This window comes from Microbacterium sp. NPDC064942 (genome assembly GCF_049545525.1).
GTDB lineage: Bacteria > Actinomycetota > Actinomycetes > Actinomycetales > Microbacteriaceae > Microbacterium > Microbacterium gawkjiense.
Genome location: NZ_JBMWDR010000009.1, coordinates 53,971 through 65,112, shown reverse-complemented (window position 1 = coordinate 65,112; position 11,142 = coordinate 53,971). Strand labels below are relative to the sequence as shown.

The 11,142-nt window shown below is 69.1% G+C and carries 16 protein-coding genes; 1 reads left to right on the top strand and 15 read right to left on the bottom strand.

The features are described from left to right. Window positions 1-2: 2 nt before the first annotated feature. From ACPEH2_RS13845 to ACPEH2_RS13805, 9 genes are read right to left on the bottom strand one after another with little or no spacing between them, the layout of a single operon-like run. Window positions 3-338: a hypothetical protein gene (locus tag ACPEH2_RS13845; protein WP_423718927.1), complete on the bottom strand. Its 336-nt coding sequence runs from the start codon at window positions 336-338 to the stop codon at window positions 3-5. After that, window positions 335-700, bottom strand: a complete 366-nt coding sequence (locus ACPEH2_RS13840; protein WP_423718926.1) for a hypothetical protein — start codon at window positions 698-700, stop codon at window positions 335-337. The genes ACPEH2_RS13845 and ACPEH2_RS13840 overlap by 4 nt, the downstream gene beginning before the upstream one ends. A gap of 15 nt (window positions 701-715) precedes the next feature. Continuing rightward, on the bottom strand, window positions 716-1,102 hold the full coding sequence (locus ACPEH2_RS13835) for a hypothetical protein (protein WP_423718925.1): 387 nt from the start codon (window positions 1,100-1,102) through the stop codon (window positions 716-718). After that, window positions 1,102-2,019: a hypothetical protein gene (locus tag ACPEH2_RS13830; protein WP_423718924.1), complete on the bottom strand. Its 918-nt coding sequence runs from the start codon at window positions 2,017-2,019 to the stop codon at window positions 1,102-1,104. The genes ACPEH2_RS13835 and ACPEH2_RS13830 overlap by 1 nt, the downstream gene beginning before the upstream one ends. Before the next feature lie 10 nt (window positions 2,020-2,029). After that, entirely contained in the window at window positions 2,030-2,398 is a 369-nt protein-coding gene (locus ACPEH2_RS13825; RefSeq protein ID WP_423718923.1) for a DUF2190 family protein, read from the bottom strand. A 1-nt stretch (window position 2,399) separates the two neighbouring features. Beyond that, window positions 2,400-3,614 carry a head maturation protease, ClpP-related gene (locus tag ACPEH2_RS13820; RefSeq protein ID WP_423718922.1) on the bottom strand — a complete coding sequence of 405 codons (1,215 nt, stop codon included), beginning with the start codon at window positions 3,612-3,614 and terminating at the stop codon, window positions 2,400-2,402. Then, window positions 3,611-5,119 (bottom strand): phage portal protein family protein, encoded by a 1,509-nt coding sequence (locus ACPEH2_RS13815; protein WP_423718921.1) that lies wholly within the window; start codon window positions 5,117-5,119, stop codon window positions 3,611-3,613. The genes ACPEH2_RS13820 and ACPEH2_RS13815 overlap by 4 nt, the downstream gene beginning before the upstream one ends. Before the next feature lie 13 nt (window positions 5,120-5,132). Further along, on the bottom strand, window positions 5,133-6,800 hold the full coding sequence (locus tag ACPEH2_RS13810; RefSeq protein ID WP_423718920.1) for a hypothetical protein: 1,668 nt from the start codon (window positions 6,798-6,800) through the stop codon (window positions 5,133-5,135). A gap of 16 nt (window positions 6,801-6,816) precedes the next feature. Then, window positions 6,817-7,176, bottom strand: a complete 360-nt coding sequence (locus ACPEH2_RS13805) for a hypothetical protein (RefSeq protein ID WP_423718919.1) — start codon at window positions 7,174-7,176, stop codon at window positions 6,817-6,819. Between the two features lie 101 nt (window positions 7,177-7,277). Here ACPEH2_RS13805 and ACPEH2_RS13800 point away from each other — a divergent pair, with 101 nt between their 5' ends. Beyond that, entirely contained in the window at window positions 7,278-7,547 is a 270-nt protein-coding gene (locus ACPEH2_RS13800; protein ID WP_423718918.1) for a hypothetical protein, read from the top strand. A 1-nt stretch (window position 7,548) separates the two neighbouring features. Here the strand turns inward: ACPEH2_RS13800 and ACPEH2_RS13795 are convergent, their stop codons facing one another. The 6 genes from ACPEH2_RS13795 to ACPEH2_RS13770 form a co-directional block, all read right to left on the bottom strand. Beyond that, window positions 7,549-7,851, bottom strand: a complete 303-nt coding sequence (locus ACPEH2_RS13795; protein ID WP_423718917.1) for a hypothetical protein — start codon at window positions 7,849-7,851, stop codon at window positions 7,549-7,551. A 472-nt stretch (window positions 7,852-8,323) separates the two neighbouring features. Continuing rightward, window positions 8,324-8,614: a hypothetical protein gene (locus ACPEH2_RS13790; RefSeq protein ID WP_423718916.1), complete on the bottom strand. Its 291-nt coding sequence runs from the start codon at window positions 8,612-8,614 to the stop codon at window positions 8,324-8,326. Between the two features lie 176 nt (window positions 8,615-8,790). Then, complete coding sequence (locus ACPEH2_RS13785; RefSeq protein WP_423718915.1) at window positions 8,791-9,954, bottom strand: tyrosine-type recombinase/integrase; 1,164 nt, start codon at window positions 9,952-9,954, stop codon at window positions 8,791-8,793. Beyond that, window positions 9,954-10,241 (bottom strand): hypothetical protein, encoded by a 288-nt coding sequence (locus ACPEH2_RS13780; protein ID WP_423718914.1) that lies wholly within the window; start codon window positions 10,239-10,241, stop codon window positions 9,954-9,956. The genes ACPEH2_RS13785 and ACPEH2_RS13780 overlap by 1 nt, the downstream gene beginning before the upstream one ends. After that, complete coding sequence (locus ACPEH2_RS13775; RefSeq protein ID WP_423718913.1) at window positions 10,238-10,696, bottom strand: ImmA/IrrE family metallo-endopeptidase; 459 nt, start codon at window positions 10,694-10,696, stop codon at window positions 10,238-10,240. Before ACPEH2_RS13775 ends, ACPEH2_RS13780 begins: the two co-directional genes overlap by 4 nt. Then, complete coding sequence (locus tag ACPEH2_RS13770; protein ID WP_423718912.1) at window positions 10,693-11,061, bottom strand: hypothetical protein; 369 nt, start codon at window positions 11,059-11,061, stop codon at window positions 10,693-10,695. Before ACPEH2_RS13770 ends, ACPEH2_RS13775 begins: the two co-directional genes overlap by 4 nt. Window positions 11,062-11,142: the final 81 nt, after the last annotated feature.

The window sequence follows — 11,142 nt, the reverse complement described above, 5'->3', positions numbered from 1 at the left end:
CCTCACTTCAGCGAGAGCACCTGGTGGGACCGCAGCCCCGGGGTGTCTCGGTTGTCGTGCCGCTCGATCGCGATCACCTCGGCCTCGCGCGTCGCGCCCGGCACACCCGGCCACACGGTCACGAGCGAGCGCAGCGGGACCACTTCGTCGAGAGGGACGGTGACCTGCGTTGAGGAGACGACCTCCGCGCCGTTCGTGTCGCGAACCATCCGCTTCTCGTCCTTCACCTCGCAGGCGACGTCGCGCGCCGCCTCGTACGAGTAGCCCGTGCCGGTTCGGCCGGCGTAGGCACGGACGGAGACGGTGTGCGGCGAGAAGAACTTCGCGAGCCAGCTCACGGGTACCGCTCCTCTGGCCACGAGCGGCTCGCTGCCGAGCGTTCGGGGAAGCGGCCACGCGGTAGCCCTACCTGCGCGGCAGAGCCGCACAGCGCCCGGAGGGAGACGGTGGCGTCGCCGTCGAACGCGGAGGAGATCTCGGCGAACGAGGCGGACGAACCGTTCCGGCTGACCGTCCGGAGCCGGGCTTCCCCCGCAGAGGGGAGCTCGGCGATCACCGCCTTGATGATGGCGATCGCGGTCTTCCCTTCCTCGCTCTCCTTGTCGAGAGAGTCGAGGCAGGGGGCGATGACGCGAGCACGCGCCAGTACCCGGCGGCCGAGTTCTTCGTCCGCGGTGATGTCCGTATGCGTGATCGGCATCATCGCCCCCTTCTGTCAGGACTGCTTCGCGGCGGTCTGCTTCGCGGCGGGAGCCTTCGCCTTGGCGGCGTCGAACTCCTCCCGCTCCTTGGCGAGTTCGGCCTTCTCGGCGTCGAGCGCTTGGCGCTCCAGCTCGAGCTCGGCCTTCGCGTCGGCGACCTTCTGCGCCGCGGCCTCGACGAGCTGCGCGGCAGCTTCGACGTCGGCCGCGGTGAGCGCCTGGTCCTCGTCCTCTTCGGGCAGCTCGGGTGCGTCGTCGACGAGACCCATGCTGCGGGCGTGCTCAACGCCCTTCTCCGTGAAGGCGTCGGAGTCGACGATGGCGCCCTTGTAGAAGTACTGCTCGCGGCCGTCTGCGGTGGGCAGGACGGCGACGGCACCCGTCACCAGGAGGCGAGCCATCAGAGGCCCGTGTTCGTCAGGGCGACGCCGGCCAGCGGCTCGGTGACGACGGGGACGGTGACGCGACGCGCGCGGAGGGTGTAGCCCTCGGGCTTCTCCTCGCGGATCGTCTTCGCTTCGACGCCGAACGCTTCGGTCCGGACGTAGCCGGGGCCGCCGAGGTTCTCGTCGGCCATGCCGCCGAGCTGGTCGCGGTCGACGAGCAGCGGGTTCGCCCCCTGGAAGTGCGGGGTCGTGGCCCACGTCAGGCCGAGCGCGTTGACGGGCAGGTTGCCCGCGATCGCGGTGTCGCCGGATTCGCGCGGCAGCGCCTTGTCGTCGATGAGGAGGCGGATCACCTTGGCGTACTGCGCCGGGCGCAGGACGACGGTCTCCAGGTCGATGCCGAAGCCGAGCGCCGCGCGCTCCGCCTGGATGGTGGTGATGGCCTCGACGGCGCGGCCGGCGCTAGTCCAGGTGTCGAGCGACGCGAACGTGCTCGTCACGCGCGACGCGATGACGGCCATCGCGACGGAGTCGACGTGACGGACGACCGTGTTGACGAGGCGGGTGATGCCGCGGTTGACGTAGGAGATCCCCTGGCGGGAGATCTTCTCGTCGCTGACCACGGAGTCGAGGCCCCACTTCACGGTCTTCGCCGAGACGACCTCGCCGGACTCGAGGGTCACGGTCGGGTACTCGCCGAGCGGCGAGATGGCCTCGGGGTTCTCGCCCGCGTAGATCTCCTCACCGGTCTCGTAGAAGACGCCGCCGCCCTGCGCCGAGAAGCGGCCCGAGAGCAGGAAATCCGCGATGAACTTCTGGTCGGCGAGCTCGGCCACGCGGTGCGCGATGACGGTCGGGTTGGACAGGAGGAGGTGCAGCTCCTCCGTGGTGAGCGTCCCCTCGGGGTGCTTCACCGGGTAGGTGTAGGACACGTCATCTCCCTCAGATGAACAGGACGTCGATGACGTCGTTGTCGGCGGCAGCGGCCTCGAGGGCGATGCCGATGGGGTTGGCGCCGGCGCCGATCGTCGCGACCTTGCCGGCCGTTGCCGAGATCACGCGAGCGCCGACGGCGATGGCTCCGGATGCCGTGAGCCGGTGCACGCCGCCGGAGCGGGCGAACACGGTCACGCGCTCACCGGTCTTGGCGTCCTGCGCGGCGACGCCGAGCACCTTCGCGGAGTCGGCACCCGAGGGGACGATCGCGTTGGCCGTGGACACCTCGACGAGGCGGCCGCCGACGACCGGCGTTGCGCCGACGGTCAGCGGCACCTGAGCGCCGGGGTTGAACTTGGGCAGGTAGTCGGACACGTCAAGCCCCCTTCTGGGTCTGGCCCCAGCCCGCCTTGGCGGCGAGGCGCTGGTTGTCGGTCACGGCCTCGGACTCGGAGTGACCGAGCTCGGCGACCGGGATTGTCCCCTTCGGGAAGGTCGCGAGCGCCGCGGTCGTGCCGGCCTCGTCCTTCCCGAGGAGTGCGAGGAAGTGCTCGCGCGACGCGGGGGCGATGCGGCCCTCGTTGATCGCGGCCTGCACGATGCCCTCGCGACGGGCGGTCTCCTGCGACGCGTGCGCCGACGCACCGAGCGCAGCCTGACGCTGCAGCTCCGCGAGAGCGCCAGCCTCGACGAGCACGGCGCCGTCGGTGACGACGGGTGCGGTCTCGGCAGCGGGAGCGGGGTTGGTCTCGGCGCGCTCGGCGAGAGACTCGTCGAGAGCAGCGAGCAGCTCGTCGTCCGTGAGGGTGGTCTCGGTCACACCGAGCCGCTCGCGGAGGCCAGCCGTCAGATCTTCGTAAGCCACGAGATCGTCCTTTCGGTTGGGTTCACCCGGCTCGGTCGAGACCGGGAGTTCAGGGAGCGCGGCGCGGGGCGTGCGATCGCCTCGAGCTCGCGCGAAAACGGACAGGTCGAAGCGGGCGCGCGCGGCGGGCGCGTCACCCTCCCCCTCGATGCGGTCGGCGAGGTCGGACTCGACGGCCTCCTCGGCACTCATGAAGCGGTCCCGGGGCATCTCGGCGAGCCAGTAGTCGACGGTCTTCCCGGACTTCTCGGCGTAGATCGTCGCGAGATTCCGGTCGAGGCGGTCGAGGTCGTCGGCCGCGGCGCGCATGTCCTCCGCGTCACCGGAAGCCCAGCCCCAGGCGTTGTGGATGTAGACCTCGGAGTTGCGGGCCATGACCATCTCGTCGCAGCCGGCAGCGATGAACGAAGCTGCGGATGCTGCGATCCCCTCGACGATGGCGACCACCCGCGCAGGATGCTTCCGCAGCGTGTTGAGGATGGCCATGCCGTCCCAGACCTCGCCGCCGGGCGAGTTGATGAGCAGGTGGATCTCCGTCGTCCCGTCGGGGAGCGCGTCGACCGCGGCTGCGAACTCCTTGGCCGAGACGCCCCACTCCCCGCCGTACGAGTCGATCGGGTCGTAGAGGCGCAGCGTCACCGTTCCGCCGCCGACGTCGATGCCCTGGGGGATGGAGGCCAGGACGGGCGTGCGCGGGCCGGTGCGCGGTGTGCGGAACGGGTTCATGCTGCTTCCTCCTCGGGAGCGGTCGACGACGGTTCTGGGTCCGCCGGATCAGGTGCTGCGTCCGGGTCGATGTCCGCGCCGGCGCGGCGCACGAGCTCCCGGATTTCGCGGCGGCTCAGGACCTTGCCGACGCCGAGGTACGCCTTCTGGAGCGTCTCGGCGGCGAAGCGCGCTTCCTCGGCGTCCGTGGCATGCGCGATGGTCCGCGCCAGCCCCTCGGCGGCCGCCGGCGTCACGCCGCCCTCCGGGTCGGGGATGACCTCGGCGAGCCGAGCGGGGAGCCCCATGAGCTCGCGGACGTGACCCTCCAGCGCCTCGTCCGGGGTGAGCGCTCCGCAGTCGACGAGAGCGCGGATGGCGTCAGCGGTGACCGGCGTCTCCGAACCGATCCGGGACACGACCAGGCGCGGCGCGGGCTCGTCGAGACCGAAGTTCAGGTCGACAAGGTCCTCGATGACGTGCTGCTGGGTCACGTCGACGAAGTCCGCAGCGACCGAGTTCAGCGAGTTGGTGAAGATCGATTCGAGGGTGTCGCCGAGCGCGTAGGACCCCGTGCTGTCGTCGCCGCCGAGGTTCAGGACGTGGGCGAGGACCGCTCGCGCGATCTGCTCGTCGAAGTAATTGAGCGGCCGGTCGGTGTCGGGCAGCTTGCCGGTGAGGGCGAGGAGCTCGAGCTTCGCGCTGTTCGGGATGGAGGCTCCCGAGTCGTCGCCGGCGCGGAAGTCCTGCGCGATCTGCAGGCCGGCCTCCCGCTCCGACTCGACCCACTTCTTGTGCTCGTCGACGTCAGCACCGTCAGGCACCTCAGCGCCGGTGTAGACGGGCACGCCCAGACCGTTGCGCTCGATCGACATCGTCTGGACGCGCAGCACGCGATCCTTCAGGAGGCACATCTTCCATGCCGATCGCAGCAGCGAGTGCCCGATCCAGTTCGCGCCCTCGCGCTCGTTGACGTGGACGACGAGACGGTTGATCGGGATCTTGACCGCGCCGCGCTGCCCGTTCAGAAGACCGTGCTGCGTGATCGCTTCGAGCCCGCCGTCGGGAGCGACGAGGAACTGTGAGATCGTGCGCGGCGGCCGCCACGCCAGCTTCTTGAGTCGCAGCAGGCCGAACGCGTCGGGCTCGTACACCTGCTCGAACACCGAGTGGCCGTAGACGAGGCACAGCAGCGACAGCCGGAGGTACTCGCGGAACGAGAAGCGCCCACGGGTCCGCGTGGGCGGCACCGGGTCGCGGCCCTTGATCGGGATCCCGAGGTCGGCGGCGATTCGTTCGACGACCTCGTCGCCGGCCTCGCCCTGCTCGAGCTGGAACTTCGCCGACAGGATCGGAAGCATCACCGCACGGAGGACCGACACGACCTGCGGCTCCTCGCGGCGCATCTTGTCGTAGGCGTCGTTCGATCGCGGCCAGACGAGCTGCGGGTTGGTCTCGTGCGCCTGCGCGCCGAACGCCCCCCACGTCGGGAGGTGTGCCGTCTGGTAGCCGATCTCATTCGCCACGAGGGGCCTCCGTTCAGAACTGCACGGTGCGGAGGTTCTCTCGGCTTCGTGCGATGAGGCCGCGTGCGCGCTCGAGGGTCACGGCGTGCGGCGGTGGGGGCGGGACCGGCTTTTTGGGCGGCGGGACGAACGACTCGAGGCCCACGAGCGCGTACGTCAGGGCGACGACGGGAGCGATGTCGACGGGTGTCGCGTCGCGATCCCAAACCGGCATGCCGCCGAGCTCGCGCGTGGCACCGTTCGCGATCGCCATGTCCAGGGGTCCCTGCGCGCGGTGCCTGACCTTGTCCTCGCGGAGACGGTCTGAAAGACGGCCCGCCGCGATCAGCAGGGTCGTGGCGGAGATGTCGACGATCTCGAACCCCGCGTCCTTCAGGAGCGAGACGAGATCTGCCGCGTCGCATCCCTTCGTCTGGATCGCGATCTGCGTGATGCCGGTCTTCTCTCGGACCGCCTTCGCATGATTCACGACCCACGTCATCCCGGTTCGCTGGGCGATCAGCTCGAGGTGGATGCGGCCGTCGGTGCGGTAGCCGGCGACGCCGATGCTCGATCGTGTGAGTCGCTTCTCGCGGTGCACGTCGATGCCCATGACCATGCGCGAGCCGGCGGCGATCTCCGATCCGAACCGGACCGGAACACCGTCGCTGTCGAGCTCGGGCGCGTCGGCGGCCTGCTCCCACGACGCCGCGTCGATGTACGGCTCGACCCGGGAGAGCACCCACTGGCACAGCACCTCGGTGCGGTAGCCGGCATCCGTCATGCCTCGGATGTCAGCGAGAGCTGACTGCACGGTCATCTCGCCGTGCCCGATCGACGGGTTCGCTTGAAGGATCCCGTCGACGTCGTCCTTCTCGCAGCCCTCCGGAGCGGACCACTCGAACAGTCCGAGGGAGACGTCGTGCGTGTTCGCGTACTCCTCCGCCGACATGAGCCCGGCTTCGACGTACGCCGCCCACGTCCCCAGGTCTTCGATCCCCGCGGCGCGCTGCGTGTGCAGCACCACGGCATCCGCCGCGCCCGCGTTCGAAAAGCCGATGAGCATCCCGTTGAAGAACGACTTCGTCGTCTGCGACACCGCGTTCCAGGCCGACCAGTCCTTCTGCTCGCGCATCTCGTCCATGAGGACGCGCGCGGCGGGCTTGCCTCGGGCGTTCTTCGCGGCGCGGATCTCGTAGTGTGCGCGGGTGCGGGCAACGATCGAGAGCGCACCGTTCGTGTCGACGACCTTCGCGGTCCGTCCCTGCAGCGCGGGGATCGCGAGCTCGGCGTCCTCCTCGGTCTCGGGCTTCGGGTCGCACCAGGTCTTCACGACCTGCCACGGTTCCTTCGCGATGTCGAGGTTCTGCGCGACGCCGACGACCTTGAACTTCAGCGGCGGCACCCGGTCCGGATGCCGCTTCGAGTCGACGAACAGCCACCACGCGGCGAGCACCGACGCGAGCATCGTCTTCCCCTGCTGCCGCGCGACGAGGACGATGATGCGCTTGTACCGGTAGGTCCCGTCGGGGAGCAGCTCGAGCGCGTGGATCAGCAGCCACCGCTGCCACGGGTAGAGGGTGACGCCGAGAACGGTGAGGGCGAAGTCGATCACCTGGAAGCCGAGCGACGTCTCCGGCGTCAGGTCGCGGAGCGGCTTCGTCCAGAGGCGGGGTTCCGTGCGACCGAAGAGCTTCGCCACACGGACCTCCCGAGGACTACGCGAGCCCGTGCTTCTGCTCGAACTGCAGCAGGTTGTCCGGCACGCCAGCCGGCGACGCCGGCTCCGGCTCTTCGGCCACCTTCTCCGCCGGCGCCTTCGTCCCCCGGACCGGCTTGGCCGCCGCGTTCAGCACCGCCCGCGCATCCTTCAGCGCGTTCCGGTACTCAATCCGAGGCCGCGAACCGCCGCCGTTGTCGATCTCGTCGGCGAGCGAACGGAGCAGCTCGACAAGGGGCGCCTCATCGGGCATCTGGGCGAGACCCGTCGCCCGCAACATCCGCGTCAACGCGGCACGGTGCGGGCGCTGCGACTTCCTCGGCGACATCGGCACCCCCTGGTAGAAATCGAGCGTCATCGCCCGGGGAGAGAGGAAGACTCCCCCGGTGGTGGTCCGCCCCCATGCCTCTTCGCTGGATTTTCGAGGGGGTGGGGGTCTGTGGCTCTACGGTTGACGCCATGGTGAGGACGATCGACCAGTTGCGGGCTGCTTCGGACGAGGAGCTCATCGCGGAGCACGACAGGCACGCGAAGCACACCTCCGTGGGCACGGGGTACTACATGGAGGAGCTGGACCGCCGTTCGCGTGAGCGGTCCACGGAGGCGGCTAACCGTCTGGCTGCGGAGTCACACCGGCTCGCGAAGCAGTCGCAGCGTCTGGCGGTGGCGAGCACCGTGCTGTCTGCGATCGCGACGATGGCGGCGATCCTGGCGCTGTTCCTGCGCTGACCTAGACCCACTCGCGTGAGGGTGGGCCGAGGTCGACGACGGGTGCACCGTTCCCCCGGTCGCGGTTGCACCCTGCGTGGGAGGGCCGCTTGTTGGTCGGGTCGTCCTGCAGGTGGGGGTGGGTGGAGACGGGCCAGAAGTGGTCCTCTTGGAACCGGTCGTCGTTGGTCCAGTCGTCCCACGCGGCGGCGTAGTCGATGGGCAGGCCGCAGAGCCAGCAGGGCGCGTTGGCGGCTTCACACTCGGCGCGGTACTCCTGCCGCAGCTTGTGCTGCCGGCGGGTGTTAGTGCGGGTTCCGGCCATGGTGTCCTCCAGTGGCGGGGATGCCTCAGCCGGGAGGAGCTGGCGTGTGCGGGACACCCGAGGTCCTGCTGTCGCGGTCTGCTCGACTCCCGGCTGAGGGGTCTGTTGGTGGGTGGGCAGGGCGCGATATTGGTGCTCTGGGAGCTATACCGGCCCTGCGCGCGTATAACTCCGTTACCTAGTAACTAATCAAAGAGATTTCATCATTGGGAATATCGCGCCCTATCGCGCCCTGTAGGGGGTAGATCCGCGGAATCATGCGGCTAGGTGAGGGTCCGATGGTCGTTTTCGATCGCGCCCTGATCGCGCCCTGTCTCGAATATCGCGCCCTGTGGTCTGGTGGGCAGGGCGCGTTTTCAGGGCGCGTTTCTTGGTGGGGTGTTCGGGCCGGGAGGAGCGATCCGCCGGGGCCGTTCCACGGGCGCCGTCGGCGGTGATGGGCTCGTACTCCCGGCCCGGGTCTGTGGGCTGGTCAGATCCAGCCGTCGGGGTTGCGGCGCATACGCCATCTGACGAACAGGATGAACAACCAGATGACGCCGACGGCGCCGAGGAGCCCGCTAAGTAGCTGGAGCGCGCCTGGCCATGCTGGTGTCGACTCGTACCGGTAGATGCTGTGCCCGTTTGGTCGGGGCTCGTAGTAGACGAGTTCGGGGGTGTAGCTCTGGGCGGCGAGCCCTAGGCCGAATGAGATCACGATCAGAGCGCCGGCGATGAGCCATGGGCGGGCGATCTTGAACCGTTCGCTCAGGGTGCTGGTCATAGTCGGACGATAGCGCCTCGGTGGTGTCCCGGGTGGACGACGAAGGCCCCGTGAGTCGGTGCTCGGCGGGGCCTTCGTCGGTGTTCTCGGTGTGTGAGAACTGTCTAACGATGAATGTAGGGGCGGCAAGTACTCAGGTGTCAACATCGCCGGTTCGGGTCGGCGTGTCGTGGGGGTCAGGCGAAGAGTTTGGCGAGGACGGCGCGGGCGTCGGGGCCGGTGTGCAGCTGGTCGTCGGTGTAGATCCCGGTGGTGCGTTCGGACTCGTGGCCGAGCTGGTCGCGGGCGGCGGTGATGCCGAGTTCGTCGCGGACGACGGTGGCGACGGTCTTCCGGAATGAGCGGGGCGTGAGGCCCTTCCATTCGGTGTCGGCGAGGGCTGCGCGCCAGACGGTGCGGTAGTTGTTCGGGTGGCGGAAGGTGCCGACGCTGGAGGGGAACACGAACGCGGAGTAGGACGCGACGCGGCGTCGGAGCAGCATGTCGACGACGTGGTCGGGTAGGTGGAGGACGCGTTCGCCGGCTTCGCTCTTGGGGAAGTCCTGGACGAAGAATCGTCCGTCCTCGCTCTGCGCGATGGTGCGGGTGATGGTGACGGTTTTCTGCTCGAGGTTGAGCTGCTCCCATTGGAGGGCGAACACTTCGCCGGTGCGCATGCCGGTGCCGATCATCATGTCGGCGGTGTCGAGGAGGTCGGATGCGCGGGGCCGGCGGCGGCGTCGGTCGCCGTCGGGTCGGGGTTCGGTGCCGGCATCCCATTGCTCGAACCGGGTGCGGATGCCGCGGATCTGCTCGGGCTTGGGTGAGGCGGGCTTCTTCTTCCGCTTGGGCTTCTCGGGGCCGGGGACGTCGGTCATCGGGTTGGGGCGGACGGCGCCGTGTCGGGCGGCGAGGGTGAACATGCCGCGGAGGACGACGTGCGCGGTGGTGGCGGTGCCGAGCCCGGAGGTGGTGGCGAGGGTGCTGATGAACCGGTCGAGACGGGGCACGGTGATCTCGCGGAGCCGGATGGAGCCGAGGCCGGGGGTGATGTGGGTGGCGATCGCGTTGCGGTAGATGCGGCGGGATCCGTCGGCGAGCTTGGTCTTCGTGTCGAGCCACTTCTCGGCGAGCTGCTCGATGGTGCTGTCGGGGGTGAGGTCGTCGGATGCCGGCGCGAGTCGCTTCTTCAGCGCCTTGATGAGGTTCCGTTCGGCTTCGGCCGGGGTTTTGCCTTGGCGTTGCATGCGGCGGGTGACGCCGTCGGAGTCGCGGTAGCGGGCTTCGGCTGCGGGCATCCCGTTGACGGTGGTGCGGTTGATCTTGCCCCACGTTTCGAGCTCGAGGTGTGGGCGGGCCATCAGCGGGATCCTCGTCGCGATTGCTTGGCGATCGCGTGGACGGTGAGGAGTTCGTCGGGGTAGCGGGTGTGGAGGCCGATGACGACGCCGGTGTCTCCGCCGGCCTGTTCGAGGATGACGCGGTCGCCGATCTGGGGTGGCTGGTCGAGCGGCCAGGCGTACGCGTAGCCGGCGGTGAGGTCGGTGGGGTCGACGGTGGGTGCGGGTTGCTGGTGCCGGCGGTAGGCGACACGGACGATGGGGTGGCCGTCTTGCTGGGTGCGGATCGGGGTCGGGTCGACGCTCACGCGATCTCCTCGCGGTGCGCGTACATGCCGGTGCCCATCTTGGGTTGCACGTAGGTGGTGTCGCCGAGGCGGAGGAGGACGCGCTGGTAGGCGATGACGATGCTGCGGAGGACGCCGAGGTCGAGGGCGATCGCGCCGGCGTGGCCGTGGTGGAGTTCTTCGAGGTGCCGGTAGTCGTTCATGTCGATGAGGCGCAGCGCTGCCCACTCGTCGGCCATGCGTTCCTGCTTGGCGTGCACGGGTCCGAACCGGGACGGGACGTGCGCGAACGCGGCGTGCGCGAGTTCGTGCGCGAGGACGGAGCGGTGCTTGCGGGCGCTCATGCCGGGGCGGAGTCGGATGAGGTTGCGGGCGTGGTGGTATTCGCCGTCGCGGCCGTCGCGGATGCGTCCGTACTCGATGGTGATCCCGGCTTGGTCGACGAGGTCGGCGAGGTAGTGGTCGGCTGGGGTCACGGCTCTTCGTCGGGCTCCGGGTCGGTGGGGCGGGCTACGGCGTCGAGCTCATCCTGGGCGGGGGTTCCGACACCGAAGCGGCCGGTGACCACGTTCGAGGGTGTTGTCGCGGCGCGCTGCGCGGTTTCGATGAGGGTCGCGGCGTCGAGGTCGAGTGCCGCGGCGATCGCGAACAGGTCGGTGACGTTGAGGGTGACGCGTTTCCCGGTCTTGGAGTTGCCGCCGTCGAGCCGGTCGCTCATGTATTGCGACGACTTCCCGATGAGGCGGCCGAGGCCGCGGGAGGAGAGGTCGCGGCGGCCCATCTCGGCCTTGATCTCTGAGACCAGGGCGTCGGAGAAGTTCTGCGGGTAGTCGGTATCCACGGGAGACGAGTCTGCCCTACTGCATGAATTCTCGTCAATATGCATGGTGAAGTTGACACCGCATGAAAGTCCATGCAATCT

Excerpts from the sequence above, each read along its gene's own strand:
- ACPEH2_RS13840 (WP_423718926.1), bottom strand. The coding sequence starts at position 700 with ATGCCGATCACGCATACGGACATCACCGCGGACGAAGAACTCGGCCGC.
- ACPEH2_RS13795 (WP_423718917.1), bottom strand. The coding sequence starts at position 7,851 with ATGGCCGGAACCCGCACTAACACCCGCCGGCAGCACAAGCTGCGGCAG.
- ACPEH2_RS13820 (WP_423718922.1), bottom strand. The coding sequence starts at position 3,614 with ATGAACCCGTTCCGCACACCGCGCACCGGCCCGCGCACGCCCGTCCTG.
- ACPEH2_RS13785 (WP_423718915.1), bottom strand. The coding sequence starts at position 9,954 with ATGGCCCGCCCACACCTCGAGCTCGAAACGTGGGGCAAGATCAACCGC.
- ACPEH2_RS13800 (WP_423718918.1), top strand. The coding sequence starts at position 7,278 with ATGGTGAGGACGATCGACCAGTTGCGGGCTGCTTCGGACGAGGAGCTC.
- ACPEH2_RS13835 (WP_423718925.1), bottom strand. The coding sequence starts at position 1,102 with ATGGCTCGCCTCCTGGTGACGGGTGCCGTCGCCGTCCTGCCCACCGCA.
- ACPEH2_RS13790 (WP_423718916.1), bottom strand. The coding sequence starts at position 8,614 with ATGACCAGCACCCTGAGCGAACGGTTCAAGATCGCCCGCCCATGGCTC.
- ACPEH2_RS13805 (WP_423718919.1), bottom strand. The coding sequence starts at position 7,176 with ATGACGCTCGATTTCTACCAGGGGGTGCCGATGTCGCCGAGGAAGTCG.